The sequence below is a fragment of the Vibrio sp. ZOR0018 genome, from assembly GCF_963865925.1.
In the GTDB taxonomy this organism is placed as follows: Bacteria; Pseudomonadota; Gammaproteobacteria; order Enterobacterales; family Vibrionaceae; genus Vibrio; species Vibrio anguillarum.
Window position 1 is genome coordinate 118,171 of record NZ_CAWMCN010000085.1, and the last position, 16,895, is coordinate 135,065.

Annotated in this window: 12 protein-coding genes; 7 read left to right on the forward strand and 5 right to left on the reverse strand. The window is 44.3% G+C overall.

What is annotated here, in order from left to right:
• Together AACR75_RS04370 and AACR75_RS04375 are read right to left on the reverse strand one after the other, a co-directional pair.
• Positions 1-663 (reverse strand): transglutaminase-like cysteine peptidase, encoded by a 663-nt coding sequence (locus AACR75_RS04370; protein WP_026027195.1) that lies wholly within the window; start codon positions 661-663, stop codon positions 1-3.
• 44 nt (positions 664-707) lie between these two features.
• Complete coding sequence (locus AACR75_RS04375) at positions 708-2,099, reverse strand: HlyD family type I secretion periplasmic adaptor subunit (protein WP_047687663.1); 1,392 nt, start codon at positions 2,097-2,099, stop codon at positions 708-710.
• Between the two features lie 297 nt (positions 2,100-2,396).
• Between AACR75_RS04375 and pdxH the strand changes: the two genes are divergently transcribed.
• Entirely contained in the window at positions 2,397-3,032 is a 636-nt protein-coding gene (gene pdxH, locus AACR75_RS04380) for a pyridoxamine 5'-phosphate oxidase (RefSeq protein WP_013868203.1), read from the forward strand.
• Between the two features lie 39 nt (positions 3,033-3,071).
• Here the strand turns inward: pdxH and AACR75_RS04385 are convergent, their stop codons facing one another.
• The 3 genes from AACR75_RS04385 to AACR75_RS04395 form a co-directional block, all read right to left on the reverse strand.
• Positions 3,072-3,788, reverse strand: coding sequence for a helix-turn-helix transcriptional regulator (locus AACR75_RS04385; RefSeq protein ID WP_017046874.1), 717 nt, complete (start codon positions 3,786-3,788; stop codon positions 3,072-3,074).
• Positions 3,789-4,098: 310 nt separating this feature from the next.
• Complete coding sequence (locus tag AACR75_RS04390) at positions 4,099-5,919, reverse strand: SUMF1/EgtB/PvdO family nonheme iron enzyme (RefSeq protein WP_013868201.1); 1,821 nt, start codon at positions 5,917-5,919, stop codon at positions 4,099-4,101.
• Between the two features lie 156 nt (positions 5,920-6,075).
• Entirely contained in the window at positions 6,076-7,179 is a 1,104-nt protein-coding gene (locus AACR75_RS04395; protein WP_026028446.1) for a PEGA domain-containing protein, read from the reverse strand.
• A 426-nt stretch (positions 7,180-7,605) separates the two neighbouring features.
• Here AACR75_RS04395 and AACR75_RS04400 point away from each other — a divergent pair, with 426 nt between their 5' ends.
• The 6 genes from AACR75_RS04400 (at position 7,606) to AACR75_RS04425 (ending at position 16,674) form a co-directional block, all read left to right on the forward strand.
• Positions 7,606-8,430 (forward strand): AraC family transcriptional regulator, encoded by an 825-nt coding sequence (locus AACR75_RS04400; protein ID WP_017042345.1) that lies wholly within the window; start codon positions 7,606-7,608, stop codon positions 8,428-8,430.
• A gap of 291 nt (positions 8,431-8,721) precedes the next feature.
• Positions 8,722-11,844, forward strand: a complete 3,123-nt coding sequence (gene putA, locus AACR75_RS04405) for a bifunctional proline dehydrogenase/L-glutamate gamma-semialdehyde dehydrogenase PutA (protein ID WP_047687665.1) — start codon at positions 8,722-8,724, stop codon at positions 11,842-11,844.
• 21 nt (positions 11,845-11,865) lie between these two features.
• Entirely contained in the window at positions 11,866-12,564 is a 699-nt protein-coding gene (locus tag AACR75_RS04410) for a 1-pyrroline-5-carboxylate dehydrogenase (RefSeq protein ID WP_017042347.1), read from the forward strand.
• A gap of 68 nt (positions 12,565-12,632) precedes the next feature.
• Entirely contained in the window at positions 12,633-14,123 is a 1,491-nt protein-coding gene (putP, locus tag AACR75_RS04415; RefSeq protein WP_047687667.1) for a sodium/proline symporter PutP, read from the forward strand.
• A gap of 215 nt (positions 14,124-14,338) precedes the next feature.
• Entirely contained in the window at positions 14,339-14,566 is a 228-nt protein-coding gene (locus tag AACR75_RS04420; RefSeq protein WP_013868195.1) for a hypothetical protein, read from the forward strand.
• A 218-nt stretch (positions 14,567-14,784) separates the two neighbouring features.
• Positions 14,785-16,674, forward strand: a complete 1,890-nt coding sequence (locus AACR75_RS04425) for a methyl-accepting chemotaxis protein (protein WP_013868194.1) — start codon at positions 14,785-14,787, stop codon at positions 16,672-16,674.
• Positions 16,675-16,895 lie beyond the last annotated feature (221 nt).

The following is a 16,895-nucleotide window of genomic DNA, read 5'->3' on the forward strand; positions in this document are numbered from 1 at the left end:
TTACTCATCGTAACTTACAATTGGTTTATTCAATTTTAGCGAGCGTTCCCGTTCACGTAAGTCATTCCAAAGACTTAATCGTGAAGAGTCTCCTGCAAGCTGGCCATTTTTGGATTTCATTAGCCATAAATTTTTACCGTTAAAGCTGTAGATCGGTAACAGATCACGGCGTGTTGATGCTGGCTTAATCTCAGGGTTTATATTGTCTAAAATTAAGGGCTCGGCATTGGGTGTTGAATAGTACGCAAGAACCATATGAAACTGATTTAATTCAATGGCTTTAACATACACGAGGCGCAACTTTTTATCATCGATACCCAGTTCAAGCAGGGAGAAGTACTTCGCAATTGTGAAATCTTCGCAATCCCCTGCGTTGCTTCCTAGAAACTCAAGTGGTGTCGCCCAGTAGTCATTTTTCCCCCATAAATCGATATCATTAACAAAGTACAGCTGATTGAAAAATCGATTTATTTCGGTCAATTTGTCACGTTCGGGAGCATTTTGGTGCTTGGCAATTTCTTTGCGCCATGTTTCGACGCGTTTTCCCGCTCTTGTGCCATAGGTAAGCGCGACCGCATCGACCCACTGCTGCTCTTTGGTGTTGAGCGCTTGGGGGGATGAGGGCATAAATAGCAATAAAACCAGTGGCAGCCAAAACTTCATCAAAAACCGTCAATCATGAATATATTAAAAAGCATAAGTGAACCTTATTCTCTTAGCGCATTTTTTTGTGCACTGAGTATGGGCTTTAGTAGATAATCCATCACGGTTCGTTTACCCGTAATAATATCAACAGAGGCCGTCATTCCTGAGATGATAGGCAGGTTAGCATCATGCCCTAAGCTGGTTTGATTGGTCCTTACTCGGACTAAATAATAGCTTTTGCCTTCTTCATCTTGAGTTGTGTCGGCACTGATATGCTCAAGTGTCCCTTCCAAGCCGCCATATTTGGTGAAATCATAGGCGCTGAATTTTACGATGGCGGGCAACTCTGGTCTTAAGAAGGCGATGTCTTGTGGGGCAATTTGCGCTTCAACAAGCAAGGTATCCTCTGTTGGGACTACTTCAACAATATCCATACCGGGCTGGATAACACCGCCAACGGTGTTGACGTAAAGCGTCTTAATCGTTCCTGTCACAGGCGATAGCACAACAGTGCGATTTACCTTATCTTCAAGCCCAACGGCTGATTCTGTGATTGCTGAAAGTCTATCTTGGGCTTCGTTCAGTTTGTCTTGCTGCTGTGAGCGAAACTTTTGAGCCGCATCAATACGGTTGAGCACCGCTTCGCGAATCGCTGATTTTAATACTGGGATGTTAAGCTCGCTGGTGGTCATTTCACGGCGAGTATCGTTTACTTGGCGCTGTAGTTTCAGCAGCTCAATTCGTGGCACGACACCTTCGTCTGCTAAAGGTCTAGTGATCTCAAGCTCTTTATTCGCAAAATCATAACTTTGGCGTAAATTTTTCACGCGCGCTTGTATTTCAACCAACTCTTGTAGTTTCTGTTTGACTTGTTGATCTAAAAGAGAAAGTTGGTTGCGTAAGTTATTAAGATCTTGCCGGTAGGCGGCCCTTTGTCTATTAACTAAATCGGGTTGGTTGTCTGTTAACAGCGGTGGAAAGGCGAGTTTGTTATAGTCAATTTTGACGCTATTTTGCCAGTTGTCATCATCAATTTCTTCGTTAATCATCACGCTAGTAATGGAAGCGGATAGCTGTAGAACACTGGCGGTAAGGTTAGCGACTTGTTGTTCACGTTCGCGGTAGTCTGAGCGGAAACGTGTGTCATCAATTAATAACAGTTGTTGGCCTTTTTGCACTCGTTCACCTTCGCGAACCAATATCTGTTTGACTAAGCCTCCTTCCAAGTTTCGAACCACTTGAACTTGCGATGACGGAACGACTTTGCCTTGTCCAACTGTCACTTTGTCGACCTGTGCCCATGAGGCCCAGACGATGGCTAAGAGAAAAAAACAGACCATAACCCAGAGCATCACGCGTGCACTGTTGGGCGTGTTCAGTAGCAGAGCCGCCGTTTTGTCGTCTACGTACTCCAATTCTGTCGAAGAGAGTTTGTTATAACTCTTGTTACTCATCGCTTATCCTTTGCGCCTAATCGTAGTGTATTTCCCTTTTCTACTTAAAGCTGTAGAGGGAGGCTACAACTGTAAGTTGTTTGGGTATAGTTGCTTGATTTTATTACTTGTCTAGCAAAATGTTAAGGATTTGCCACTCATCATGAGATTACTATTCACCATTTGAATTGATTGTACTTCCTATTGCGTACGTTCTACAGAGTTTAGCTGTGAATTACTGATTTTGTTGAACCTTAGCACTCTTGAGTTATGACGATGATAGGCGCACAATCGTCAAAAATTTCATAAGGAGCAGAGATGGAACTTTCAGACATCCGCCGCGAATACATAAAAGGCGGTTTAAGACGCAAAGATTTGCTTTCAAATCCCATTGAGCAGTTTAACCTTTGGCTGCAACAGGCCATTGATGCCGGTCTTACCGATCCCACAGCGATGACAGTGGCAACGGTTGATGAAAATGGACAACCTTTCCAACGTATAGTGCTATTAAAAAATGTCGAAAAAGACAGTTTTGTTTTCTACACCAATTTAGGCAGTCGCAAAGCGCAGCATATTGAACACAACAATAAAGTCAGCTTGCACTTTCCTTGGCACCCATTAGAGAGACAAGTGCACATCACAGGAACGGCTGAAAAATTGTCGGCTTTTGAAAACATGAAATATTTTACTTCTCGTCCTAAAGATAGCCAAATTGCCGCGATAGCGAGCCGCCAGAGCAGCCGTATCTCAGCACGTGGTATTTTGGAAGGTAAATACTTGGAGTTAAAAAAGAAATTTGAACAAGGTGAGATCCCAGTTCCGAGTTTTTGGGGAGGATATCGCGTTAAAGTTGAATCGATAGAATTTTGGCAAGGTGGTGAGCATCGTTTGCATGATCGCTTCTTGTTTACGCAACATGATCAACAATGGGACGCTGAACGTTTAGCGCCATAAGGCCTGCTTGTTAAAAGTCAGTCGCAATGAATGCCTCATCTATATGGGGCATTCACTATTGAGTACCACGGATAATTGCGTTTTGAGCAAGGTCTTGGGGATGTTTGAGCCATAACCTTGGTCTAGAGCCATATCGATAAGTTGCTCTTTACTGTGGGCTGCAAATTTATGTCGCAATTTTGCTTCATAGCCTTCCACTGTTTTTATCGAAATCTTCATCACCCGAGCAATGTGTTTGGGCTTTTTTCCGTAAAGCAGAAGAAAAAGAACTTCAGATTCTCTTGTGGTTAGGGGCCCGGAAATGGGTTCTAGAACACCTGTGGAATGCTGTGTGGTCGTTAAACCTGTTGCTCGGCATATCCAATGGCCTACTTCCAAAATAGCGGTATCAGTTAGCTCTTGCCCGAAAAAAATTGTACCTTGAACCTCACCTTGTGCGTTGAACCATGGGGTTTTGGTGAAAATATGAGCGCGCCAAGAACCGTCAGCATAGGGGTGGATATCCAGCACTTTTAACGGTTTTTTTGTGGAGATTACACATCGATCTTGTTGCTGGAATTCTGCGGCGCAAGCGGTTGTCGGGCTTGGCATTTCAAAGTCAGTTAATCCAATGCACTGTTTTGCATCACTAACACCAATTAATTTGCCATAAGCATTGTTTGCGTAAACAAAAACCGAATTAAGATCTTTGCAACCCCAATATCCCGGAAGCTGTTGAAACAATGAAATTTGTTCTGCGCTGAGGAAATTGACCATAGCGGGTTCTCCTAACAATGATATTGATATAATACCAATGGCATGGCGGGTTGTAATCCATAGCGGTATTTGAACATAAAAAAAGCCAGCCTGAAGAAGGGCTGGCATAAATACAAGAATTGCTTCTTGTCGACGTGCAGAAGAGGTTCTATGAATGCTGCGAGGGTGTTGCAAATTCATAGGGATACCACATGGATATCAAATATCAAACGTGTTTGATATTCAACACCACTTTAGACGACGAGAGTACAATAACAAAGGGGGGAATTCCCCCCTTTGTTATATAAATGGTTGGGCTAGTTCAGCTTACCTAAAGTTCCCTAATAACCCTGAAGCCAACATAATTTGCCGAAGTAGCAGGAGCAATAAACAAATTACCATAAGCCGCCGCCGTTGCAGGGGAGAAGCTCCATGCTCCACCTTTTGCTTGACCTCTTGAGTCATTTGTCCATTCCCACACGTTACCGACAACATCATAAAGGCCTAGGCCATTGGGAGCGAAAGACTTCACAGGAGAGGTGCTTTTATTTGACCAAGGTGTACCACTCCAGCCAGTATTCGCTTTCCCAGTTCCGAAATCATCTCCCCACCAATAGTCTGTTTGTGTACCAGCGCGAGCGGCAATTTCCCACTCTTCTTCAGTCGGCAAACGGTATTTATAGCCAGTTTCCTTACTTAGCCAGCGAGTATAGGCCTTCGCATCATTTTGGCTAATACACACCACTGGCGAGTTGCTCAACTGCTTAAAACCAGGGTCGCGCCAATAGCTACCTGCAATCGGGGTAATTTCAGATTCGGCGACTGCTGTGCACAGTTTTTGTAGCTCAGCATCAGTTTGGTAGGTGGTTTGATTCACAAAGGTTTCAAATTGACCCACAGTTACGGGGGTTGAACCAATTGCGAAAGCATGATCAAGGAAAACTTGTTTCGATGCGTGCTCGCCAATCAAATATTCGCCTGAGATCAAAGTGACTAACTCAGGAGCTTTAATATCCCCTTTGAGGGAATCAGCAAATTTATGTCCAGGTTTAAGTAGGTTGTCTTTTTCTCGTAGGTTCGCTCTTAATGTATGATCTGAGGTGATTTTCAGCTCTTGATTAAATGAGTAATACCCTTCTTTCTCAATCGTAATCATGTGCGGTCCCACTGGAAGCATCACTTCGACGGGAGTACTGCCATAGTTCACATTATCGATAGAGACTTTATCACTGTATTGGTTCGAGCGAATCGATAGGGTAACCCAAGCAATTTCTTTCTGTTTTTCTGTATTGGCTGAGTATTCGCCTGGAGCGAAACAGTATTGTGATTCGACATTCAACAACCGACATGGTGTGTTTTCATCCGGTCTTGCATCAAGCTGAACATCTAGTACGGCTTTGTACTTATTGCCATTGTAGAAACCTGAATCTACGGTTTTATGGCGCAGTACATGAATATTAAAAGAGACATTGGCCAGATGTTGTTGGACGAGCTTGGCCTCACTTGTGGCCTCTATTAACTTGGTTTGATACTGGTTTACCGCTTTCTGGAGCGCTAAGTCAGTGGTCTGTTTCGAGCATTGAGCCAATGTCATATCGGCACTACAAGCGTTAGTAAAGCTAACTTTCTCGGTGCTACTCTGTTTGAGTTCATCTCTTAAGCGCTCAACTCGCGCGCGTAATTTATGCTGTTCTAGCTCATTGATATTTTTGCTGACCGTGTTCTGCTCGGCCCTTTTTTGTGCCAGCAGTGCTTCTGACTCTTGGCGTTTTTGCTCAGCTTCTAAACGGTTTTTTTGATTCTGCTTTACATTAGCCCAAGCTGCTTGGTAGGCATTTTGTGAAGGCATGATGTCCAGTTCAGGATCATCAATCATTTTCATGTAATCGCGTTCTAAGTCAGTTTTTGCTTTTGCAAGTGCCTTATCAAAGAGTTGGGCTTGCTTTGTTAGCCTGTCTAACTCACTGTTGTGGTTGTTCACAACCACTTGTTGTTCATGGGTGGCCTTCTGTGCTGCCTGTAATTCGGACTGTTTAGTAAACAACGCATCATCAATGGCAATTACTGAGGAAGGCGTTCCTTCTGCCATCGTCGATGTTGCCACTAAGCAAGGCGAAAGTGCTAATAAGAGAGCGGGTAAACCTTGTCGCATTATTATCTACTTCAGTTAAGTTATTAGTTCATTGTGTCTATTCTAAACGAAAACACCATTTTGTCTGAAGTCATCTTTCAATAACTTAATGACAAAATGGCGTTTTAACCGCATCTTTGTGAATTACGACAGAAAAACAGAGTTTTTTTGAGGTAATTAACCCTCTTTATTCGGTCTTAGCTTTATCCAAACCGTATCATTGCCGTTAATTGTTAATACCCGGTTGTAGGTTTCGTAGCCATCTTTAGAGACGGTAACTTGGTGGCGGCCATTGGGCAAAACAATCTCCACAGGTGTACTGCCGTAGTTAATACCGTTGATGGTTACGGCATCGTTGTATTGATCCGACCTTACGGTCACATTTGCCCACTGTTTGTCATTTTTTTGCGTACCTTCAGACACGCCGCCTTTCAAACAGTATCGAGTTGACACGTTAAGCAGTTTACACGCAGCCACCGCTTCTGGTTTCGCTTGAAGCTGAGCTTGCATTTGGGTGAAGTATTCGTTGTTGCCTTCAAAACCACTGCGAATAATTTGGCTATCTTGTACATGGATGTTAAGTTCCACGCCTTTCAGGTTTTGCTTGGCAATGACCGATTCGGTTAGGTCATCAAGCAACTTGGCCCGAAACGTTTTTACCGCTTTTTGTTTGGTAAGGTGCTGTCCCTGATTTGAACACTCACCGAGTGTCATTGTCGTTGAACAGGTGGTTTTATAGCCAGTTTCAAGAACACTACTTTCACGCAGTTCGGCTTCGAGACGTTTGACCCTAGCTTCAATGCGCGACTCTTCGAGGTTCGCATACTCATTACTGAGACGAGCTTGCTTCTGTTTGATTTGAGACAAGCGCATTTCAACTTCGGTCATCGCTTGATTATTCTCAAGGCCTTCAGCTTGGTTCTGCTTCACTGATGCCCATGTTTCTTGGTACTTCTTTTGAAACGAGGCTAAATCTGTGTCTGGATCATCTAAAAGACGGCTATATTGTTTGTCCAAAGCAGACTTGGCTCGATTGCGTTTAGCATCAAGTTCTTCACTTTCTCGTTTAATACGAACATGTTCATTTTTAAGTTGTTGAAGCTTGGCTCCCTCTGCTTCGTATTCTGCAGAAATCGCGTCGATTTCCGTCTGTTTAGTAGTCATTTTTTCATCGATAGCGGTGACAGGATCTACCTGAATAACTTCTTCCGCGTACACCGATGCAGATACCCAAAAAGGGCTTAGCGCAAGCAATAGCGCTGGGATGCGACGTGTGATCATAGGTCCCTGCAACAAATTAACGTTTAACCACAAAAGTGGGAAAGACAAACTTTTGACAGCTTTAATGGATAAGCTGTATTCATAATGCAAAATTTATTCCGAACAATAGCAAAATTCACTTAAATCTATTACTAGGTGACTGATTTTGTAAATTTTATAATTGTGCATCTTCATTTTGAGCCTAATAGCGAAATATGCAAGTCTCTATTTTCGATCTATTTAGGGGTTTTGGGATTGAACACACATTGACCGTAATTTATGTGCACTTGATCATTGTTCCGTTTTGAAAAATCGATCTCATTTCACCCCTAAACTTAAGCTTCATATGCACTTTGATGTTTAATTTTTAAAAAAATACAGCTTTGTTTTCGCTCCTGATAGTTTTGTTATAACATCAGCTTCTAACCTCAACCATGATGCAGCAATATGAGTGACTTTTCTTCGGCTAAGCTATCTAACTATCAACAAAATGACAAAGTTTTGTCGCCTAGGCCGGCAGAGTTAGTGACATTACCCTCGTACATGGAGTGTCATGATCATAGTTATACCCAAGTCGTTATCGGATTAAAAGGCCAAGCTGAGTTTGAAGTACAGGGTGTAGGCAATTTGGTGGGGCCGGGGCAAGGTTGTGTCGTTACCTCTGGAACTGGCCATGCGTTTGGTGGTGTCGTTGGGCAGTCGGATATCTTAGTGCTTAACCTTCCAATCTCCTGTGGAGATGACCCTTTGCTTCTACAAAAAATGAATGAGTTGTCGAATGCGGATATTTACTTTCAGCTGGATGGGCAAATCCAAAAGCTGATCCAATTGCTAGTTAAAGAGATGCAATCGAGTCCTGATGATTTACTGTTGAGCCGTGCCTGCAATGACACCGTGATGGCATTACTGCAACGCCATATTTCTGTATTTGAAACGCATCGCAAAGAATCTCGTTTTGATCTTGAAGCGATTGATCGTTATATCGATCTGCACCTTGGTCGTAAAATTTCAGTCGCTCAATTAGCGGGCCGCGTTTATTTAGGTGAAAGCCAATTTCATATGTTGTTCAAAGAGCAAATGGGGATCACGCCTCATCAATATTTGTTAGGTAAACGAATTGATATGGCAAAAGATTTGATTGAGCAAGGTTGTTTGAGTTTTGGTCAAATTGCGGAATTAACGGGCTTTTCTGGACAAAGTACCTTCACTCATTCATTTACTCGCTTGCAAGGTATTTCTCCATCGCAATACCGAAAATTGTGTCGTCGCTAATTCTTTATATCCCTGCCTCTTTTTTGTTTGTAATTCCCACATCATTTTTATATTGCTTGCCTTGAACTATCGGCAACACGTGCACCTTTAGTTAAATTTTGGAAACAATGTTGCTATTTTCTGCTTTGTGCATGATGTCAATTGATGTGATTGTGTTTTTATTTTGTTAATAGCCAGAGTTTTTAGCAAAAAACTCGGAGTTTTTGACAAGTATTCTTCTCCCGCTCAAAATACACTGCCAGCCATTGCAGGAAACCCGACCTTTTTCGGGAGTGAGATTGAGGAAAACGCATGTTTACAGCAACAGATGTGTTGAATACAGAGTTTATCGAGCAACCGCTTGATAAGCTGTGGTCGCTGATCTCTCCACTTTATATGGTGGACGAATCTCAATGGCTGAAGCAGTTATTACCGCTGGCAACAGCTACAGAATCAGAAAAATCGGCGATATTAAATAAAACAACCCAGTTAATCGAAGCGATCCGAGCCGACAAAAAAGCGGTGCAAATGATCGATGCCTTATTACTTGAGTACAGTTTAGATACGCAAGAAGGTATTTTGTTGATGTGTTTGGCTGAAGCTCTGATGCGCATTCCCGATGCGGAAACCGCGGATGCTTTTATTAAAGATCGCCTCAGCGTTGCGGATTGGAAATCTCATCTGAAAAATTCTGACTCTGTCTTTGTCAATGCGTCCACGTGGGGGTTGATGCTGACTGGTAAAGTGATTGGCCTTGCTGATGTGGATACGACTAGTCCAACGCAGGCGGTTAATCGTCTAGTGAATAAGCTTTCTGAGCCAGTGATTCGTAAGGCGATGCACCAAGCGATGAAGGTGATGGGCCACCAATTTGTGCTAGGCCGAACCATTGAAGAAGCACAAAAAAATGGCCGTCCTATGCGTGATAAAGGGTATACCTATTCATTTGATATGCTCGGTGAAGCGGCGTTAACCACGGCCGATGCCAATAAATATTTCAAAGATTATTTGATGGCGATTGAGGCGGTTGGCCGCGAGAAATATGGCTTATCAACCAGCCCGGCACCGTCCGTATCAATCAAGCTTTCTGCATTGCATCCGCGTTATGAAGTGGCTAATCAAGAGCGCGTGCTGAGCGAGCTTTATAGCACACTGCTACAGCTTTTAGCCCGTGCTATCGAGCTGGATGTGGCGATCACTATCGATGCAGAAGAAGCAGACCGTTTAGAGCTGTCATTAAAGCTATTTGAAAAGATATATTGCAGTGAGCCCGTGAAAGGGTGGGGGAAATTTGGTTTAGTTGTACAAGCTTACTCTAAGCGCGCTTTACCCGTTTTAGTTTGGCTTAATGGGTTGGCGAAACAGCAAGGTGATGTGATCCCACTGCGTTTAGTCAAAGGGGCGTATTGGGATAGCGAAGTGAAGTGGTCTCAGCAAAGTGGCTACAGCAACTATCCGGTATACACACGTAAAGAAGCTACTGATGTAGCCTATTTGGCTTGCGCTCGTTTTCTTTTAAGCGAGGGTGTTCGTGGTCATATTTTCCCTCAATTTGCCAGTCATAATGCACAAACCGTGACCGCGATTGCGGTGATGTCACAACACAAAGATTTTGAGTTCCAGCGTCTGCATGGCATGGGTGATGCTCTTTATCATCATGCAATGAAAGCCTATCAACAATCGGTGCGAATTTATGCTCCAGTAGGTAGTCATAAAGACTTACTGCCTTATTTAGTTCGTAGATTGCTTGAAAATGGTGCGAACAGTTCGTTTGTGCATCGTTTAGTCGATGCTCGTTGTCCTATTGATACGTTAACGCAACATCCTGTCGATATGTTGCTCTCGTTTGATTCTTTACCAAATACCAAAATCCCTTTGCCACCGCATATCTTTGCCGAGCGCGTTAATTCCTATGGCGTCAATATTGATATTGAAAGTGAGGCAACGCCTTTTGAAGCGAAAGTAGAATGTTGGCTCAGTAAACAGTGGCATGCTTCTCCTATCATCAATGGTGTTGCTCTACTCGAAAGCATGATCAAGGCAGGGGCATCGCCGGAAGTTGTGACTGCGCCGTATGACCGTAGGAAGCATGTTGGACAAGTGGTATTTGCCAACCTTGATCATGTTTCCGAAGCTATCTCAATAGCGGAGCAATCCTTTGCAGCTTGGAAGCAAGAAGAGCACAGTGTTCGCGCGGGCAAACTTGATAAACTTGCTGATTTACTCGAAGAGAACTTGGCTGAACTGGTCGCCATTTGTCATCACGAAGCAGGGAAAACCATTCACGATAGCATTGATGAAGTCCGCGAAGCGGTAGATTTTTGTCGCTATTACGCCAAACAAGTTTCCGCGTTAACACCCTTTGAAGTGACGAGTTTTGACAATGAAAAGCGAAAAGTGAGCCGTGAAGGTCGTGGTGTTTTCGTGTGTATTAGCCCATGGAACTTCCCTCTTGCGATTTTTCTTGGGCAAATCACGGCAGCGTTAGTTGCGGGTAATACGGTCGTTGCCAAACCCGCAGAACAAACCAGTTTGATTGCTTCGCGTGCCGTGGAACTGATGTTGGAAGCTGGCTTTCCTGCTGGCGTTATCCAATTGTTACCTGGACGTGGTGCAGAAATTGGCAGTGCGCTGACTTCTCACCCTGCCATTGCAGGTGTCGCGTTCACTGGATCAACGGCGACCGCGCAACGTATCAATCAAGCTCTTGCTCAACGTGACGCCGCGCCAGTGCCGTTGATTGCAGAGACGGGTGGGCAAAACGCGATGATCGTTGATAGTACGGCTTTACCCGAGCAAGTGGTGAGAGATGTGATTCGTTCTGCCTTTGCTTCGGCTGGGCAGCGCTGCTCTGCATTACGAGTGCTATTTGTTCAACAGGATATTGCCGATCGCATCATCAGCTTGATTCATGGTGCGATGAATGAGCTCAAGATTGGTCTTCCTTACCTCCACAGTACAGATGTCGGCCCTGTTATTGATGAAAAAGCCAAACAAAAGTTGTTCTCTCACATTGAACAGATGACCAAGACACAGACCAAAGTTGCGCAATTAGAACTCAGTGCGGAGTGCCAACACGGCGATTTTGTACCGCCAGCGGCTTTTGAAATTTCAGATATTCACTGCTTAACCGAAGAGCAATTTGGGCCGATCTTGCATATCGTGCGCTTTAAAGCGCGTGAGCTGGCCGATGTCGTGCAGCAAATTAATCAAACTGGTTTTGGTTTAACCATGGGGATCCATAGCCGCAATGAAACGACGTATCGTTGGATAGAAAAACACGCCCGAGTAGGTAACTGTTACATCAACCGTGATCAAGTGGGTGCGGTGGTGGGCGTGCAACCATTTGGTGGGCAGGGGCTTTCTGGTACCGGACCAAAGGCAGGTGGCCCACATTACTTATACCGTTTTACTCAAACTGAATTTTCTCAGTAATAAAGGCTCAGGAGAATTAGCATGGTTCATCAAGTAACACGTTTTTCTGACGCTTTTTCAGCATGGGAAAATTGGAATATCACCGATTTTGATTCTAAATGTGAGTGCTTACTTTCATTTAAAAATCTACTAGAAAGCGCTATGCCACAACTGGCAACAGTGATTTCTTACCATCTTCATCAGGCATCGGCGCTGTTGGCGCATTCGCATCAATTGATCGGTCCTACTGGAGAAACCAATGAGCTATACACCGCAGGTCGGGGCGTGGCTGTGATCATCCAAGGTGAACACAGTGATAAAGCGCAACAGGCGGTGGCAGCTCAGCTTTGTGCCGCTCTTGTAGCAGGCAATAGCGTCGTCTTATGTAGTGACGATGCGATGTTGATTCGAACACTGCAAGCGGCATTTGAGCAGTCAACACTCCCTACTAATCTCATTCAGTTTACGTCTTTTGATGCTTATCATCCGTTGATGGCGTCGGACGTTCGAAGTGTAGGTTACGTTGGGAACACTTCGGTTGAGCGTAGCCTCAACCGTCAGCTAGCTGATCGTAATGGTGCGATTGTCAGCCTAGTTTCTGAAACGGACTTGAGCGCGATCCCCGTGGCTCATGATCCTCACTTATCGTTGCGCTTTATTACCGAGCGTACTCGCACAATAAATATAACAGCAGTGGGTGGTAATGCGACCTTGCTTGAGCTTGGTAGCGAAACCCATTAATCCTTTCTGTTTTATCCTCTTCTTCGGAAGAGGACATGGAAGGCGATCTTTTAAAGAGGACAAACACAATGGAAAATAGCTTTGCTATTACAACCACCTTTATCCTGTATCTTATTTTGATGCTGGCTATTGGTGTGGTTGCATACCTTCGAACGAAAAACTCCGCAGATTATTTCTTAGGAGGGCGATCACTGGGCCCTTGGCCTGCGGCTTTATCGGCGGGTGCATCTGATATGAGCGGTTGGTTATTGCTCGGTTTACCTGGTTACGCGTACGCCGCTGGTATTGAGGCTTTCTGGCTAGCGGGTGGCTTATTATTGGGCACATGGGCGAACTGGTTAGTGAATGCTAAGCGCTTGCGCACTTATAGCATCACGACAGATTCATTAACATTACCTGAATTTTTATCACGCCGTTTTAATGATAAATCTAAACTGATTCAAACCATTTCAGCCTTCTTTATTTTGCTGTTCTTCCTCTTTTATACCAGTTCTGGCCTTGTGGCTGGCGGTAAACTATTTGAAACGGTATTTGGTTTAGATTATTCAACCGCAGTTATTATTGGCACCATTTGTGTGGTGTCTTATACACTGTTTGGTGGATTTTTAGCCGTTTCTTGGACTGACTTAGTGCAAGGCCTATTGATGGCAGCGGCATTAATGATTGTGCCCATCGCGGCAATCAACGGTGGTTTGGGTCAACTGAGTCAAGATCTATCCGCAATAAACCCAGAGCTATTGACGCTGTGGCATGATGTGAAAGGTGAGCCGTTAACAGGTGTTGCCATTATCTCATTAATGGCATGGGGGCTTGGTTATTTTGGTCAACCCCATATTTTGGCGCGCTTTAAAGCGTCTCGCTCAAATAAAGATCTCACCACTGCACGTCGTATTGCGGTCATTTGGACTGGTTTATCCATGGCGGGAGCCCTATTAGTTGGCTTAGTTGGGCTTGTTTATGTGACGAACACAGGTTCGCTGGAGCTGGCAGATGGTGAAAAAATCTTCATGCTGCTAGTGAATGCGATTTTCCATCCAGTTATTGCAGGTATTTTGCTTGCGGCTATTCTTGCGGCAATTATGAGTACCGCTGACTCGCAATTATTAGTTTCTTCCTCTGCGTTAGCGGAAGATTTTTACAAGCAAGTCATCAAGCAAGATGCAACGTCGGAGGAGATAGTTCGTGTTGGCCGCTTTGCTGTGATTCTAATTTCTATCGTTGCGTTAGTGCTGGCCATGACACCAGATAGTTCCGTGCTCGGCTTAGTCTCGTATGCATGGGCGGGCTTTGGCGCCGCATTTGGCCCTGCAGTGGTATTGAGCCTTTATTGGTCTCGAATGAACCGCAATGGTGCACTAGCCGGCATTATTGTTGGTGGCGTGACAATTGTGGTTTGGAAACAACTGTCTGGCGGTTGGTTTGATGTGTATGAAATTGTTCCTGGGATCATTTTCTCTGTACTTGCGATCGTTGTGGTGAGCTTAGCGACAGCTGAACCCGAAGAGAGCGTGAGAGCACAGCACATGACCTTTAAAAAGCAGCTGGTTGAACTAGATTGACATTCATACCGTTGTTCAATAACTAGCCCCTTTCTGAGGGGCTTTTTTGTACAGGTTAGATTGTGTAGTGTGCTTAGCAGAAAATAAGGAGATTGGGATGGACGTTTTTTGAAGATAGCTCACGAAACACACACTAAAGTTTGAGAAAAATGAACCTGTAGGCGCAAAATGTGTCAATTATCAATAATGATGCAAATTGTAGGGATTATTGGACCATGTCAAAAGCTTATTGCACCTGTTGTCGTAAAGAGACACCACATAAAGTCGTAATGAAGCGCTGTCAGTCAGAACCTTGTTCAACGTGGCAAGGTGTTCAAAAGTTTTTTGCGCTCATTATACAAGGTGAACCTCATTACAAAATGGAAAAGCAAGGTTTTTGCCGAGTATGTAATCACCCATCAACATTGAGCCACACCGACTTCTCACGCGTCCGCGTTCTCTAAATACTTCCAGCACTGCGCTAAGTTTTTTGGCGTAGTGCGCCTCTCGCTCAAAAGATAATTTTGCTTTTATTCGGCTGACTAAGTTTGATTTAGCGCACATTCACGTGCCGTTCTATTGCACGAGTGTCAAGTATTGGGAACTTAGGCAAAGTAATAATCCATAGTTGTAATACTCTCAAGCCCATTACTTTGGTGAACAAGCTTCAAGGAGCATTGCAATGCAATTGAGTTTAAAGAGAAAAATGGTGTTCTCTGTGGTTGCTGCTATTACATTAACAGCCGCTGCATTGGTTATGGTTGGCTATCAAACCTTTAAAACCGATAGCTGGAGAGCGATTGAGAGTGAAGCGCGTAATACATTACAGGCTCATGCAAAAGGGATTGGTGACTGGTTTAATGGTAAACAAAAAACGCTGCTAGGATTAAAAAACGAAATCGAGCGTAATCCACAATTAGACATTGTTCCTCACCTACGCCAAACCTTGGAGTCTGGTGAATTTGGGCTGAGTTATTACGGTAATGAACAGGGCGATATGATCCGCAATGACGGATCGCGTAACCAAAATGGTTATGATCCTCGTGAGCGTGGTTGGTATAAAGAAGCCAAAGTCGCGGGTAAACCGATCACAACCGCCCCCTACGTCAGCGTCACCATGCAAACCTTAGTGGTGACATTGGCAGAACCCGTCCGTCAAAATGGCCAACTGATTGGCGTCGCCGCTTCCAATTTAGCTTTGGGTAAATTGATCAAGGACGTCTTAGCCATTGAGGTTCCCGGGAAGGGCAATGCTATTTTGGTGAATACCAAGGGGCTAATTGTTGCCCATCCCAATCAAGAGCTTATTTTAAAACCTACCCAAGAAATGGCCTCACAACTGACCATTCAAAGCATATCAGAGGCGGCAAATTCTCAATTACCACTCTTTGTTGATATTGATGGTCAGGCCAAAGTATTGATGGCGCAAAGTATTGAACATACTGACTGGCTGTTGGTTATGGTGATGGACAAAACTGTTCTTGAACAGCCACTCAATGACATGCTATTGAAACAGAGCTTGATTGGCTTGATGATTTTAGTGATCTTGGCATTAGCGACCTCATGGTTCGTCGCTCGTCAGTTGAATGAGTTGAGTAATATTGCTCAAGCTTTGTCAGATATCGCCGAAGGTGATGGCGATTTAACCCGTCGTTTAGCCGTTCGCAGTGACGATGAAGTCGGTATCTTAGCGGATAAGTTCAATAAATTTGTCGATCGCATCCATGTCATGGTGCAAAGCGTGCGTGATGTTTCCGTCTCCCTTAACCAAGGAGCGACACAGGCCGCGAGCTCAGCCAGTCAACGTAGTGAACGGATTCGTACTCAACAAGATGAAATTACTATGGTTGCAACAGCGGTAACTGAAATGGCGTCTGCGACCGCTGAAATTGCGGGCAATGCTGATAATACCGCTAAAAATGCCAATGAATCGGTTGAGCTTGGTGCACAAGGCTATCGCCAGATGCAGCAAAGCAAACAGTCAATCAATCAGTTAGCACAAGAGCTTAGCAGTGCTGTGGGCATCATTGGTGAATTAGAAGTGCACGCTAATGAGATTTCAACCATTCTGTCGACCATTCGCTCGATTGCAGAGCAGACAAATTTGTTGGCCTTGAATGCGGCGATTGAAGCGGCGCGCGCCGGAGAGCAAGGCCGTGGCTTTGCCGTTGTAGCTGATGAAGTCCGAGTGCTTTCTCAGCGTACTCATGCCTCTACCGAGGAGATCCAGTCTAAAATTTCCGGTTTGCAGAAGGTAACGACCAATGCTGTTTCTGTCATGACGGAAAGCCATAAACTGGTCGAAACAAGTGTGCAAGATGTGAACCACACAGGAGAAAGCTTACACGCAATCAGCGAAGCCATTCAGATGATCAGTGATATGGCGACACAAATTGCATCAGCAGCAGAAGAGCAATCTTTGGTGACAGCGGATATTAATGGCAATACCGAATCGGTACGTGAAGTCAGCGACCAACTCGCCAGTGATGCGCAAAATGCAGTGCAACAAGCTCATGAAATGCACCGTTTAGCGAATGAGTTAGATAAAGAAATTTCTCGCTTCAAACTGTAATCATCTCAACGTACTCAAAGTAAAGAGGCGATAAATAGATTACAACCAAGAAAGTGGGTGCTTGCTCACTTTCTTTTCCTTTTTTCTCCTCAGTCTTTTTATTCTAACGTTCCCCTATTCTATGTGATTTATATCACAATGCCTTGTGATGATAGGTTGGTTTAACGCTGTAAGCCATTATTGTATGCCATATCACTTTTTTTTGAGCGCCGTGCAAAACC

What these genes read in the sequence shown, in the direction of transcription:
- AACR75_RS04370 (WP_026027195.1), bottom strand. Translation starts at nt 663, where the DNA reads ATGAAGTTTTGGCTGCCACTGGTTTTATTGCTATTTATGCCCTCATCC.
- AACR75_RS04375 (WP_047687663.1), bottom strand. Translation starts at nt 2,099, where the DNA reads ATGAGTAACAAGAGTTATAACAAACTCTCTTCGACAGAATTGGAGTAC.
- pdxH (WP_013868203.1), top strand. Translation starts at nt 2,397, where the DNA reads ATGGAACTTTCAGACATCCGCCGCGAATACATAAAAGGCGGTTTAAGA.
- AACR75_RS04385 (WP_017046874.1), bottom strand. Translation starts at nt 3,788, where the DNA reads ATGGTCAATTTCCTCAGCGCAGAACAAATTTCATTGTTTCAACAGCTT.
- AACR75_RS04390 (WP_013868201.1), bottom strand. Translation starts at nt 5,919, where the DNA reads ATGCGACAAGGTTTACCCGCTCTCTTATTAGCACTTTCGCCTTGCTTA.
- AACR75_RS04395 (WP_026028446.1), bottom strand. Translation starts at nt 7,179, where the DNA reads ATGATCACACGTCGCATCCCAGCGCTATTGCTTGCGCTAAGCCCTTTT.
- AACR75_RS04400 (WP_017042345.1), top strand. Translation starts at nt 7,606, where the DNA reads ATGAGTGACTTTTCTTCGGCTAAGCTATCTAACTATCAACAAAATGAC.
- putA (WP_047687665.1), top strand. Translation starts at nt 8,722, where the DNA reads ATGTTTACAGCAACAGATGTGTTGAATACAGAGTTTATCGAGCAACCG.
- AACR75_RS04410 (WP_017042347.1), top strand. Translation starts at nt 11,866, where the DNA reads ATGGTTCATCAAGTAACACGTTTTTCTGACGCTTTTTCAGCATGGGAA.
- putP (WP_047687667.1), top strand. Translation starts at nt 12,633, where the DNA reads ATGGAAAATAGCTTTGCTATTACAACCACCTTTATCCTGTATCTTATT.
- AACR75_RS04420 (WP_013868195.1), top strand. Translation starts at nt 14,339, where the DNA reads ATGTCAAAAGCTTATTGCACCTGTTGTCGTAAAGAGACACCACATAAA.
- AACR75_RS04425 (WP_013868194.1), top strand. Translation starts at nt 14,785, where the DNA reads ATGCAATTGAGTTTAAAGAGAAAAATGGTGTTCTCTGTGGTTGCTGCT.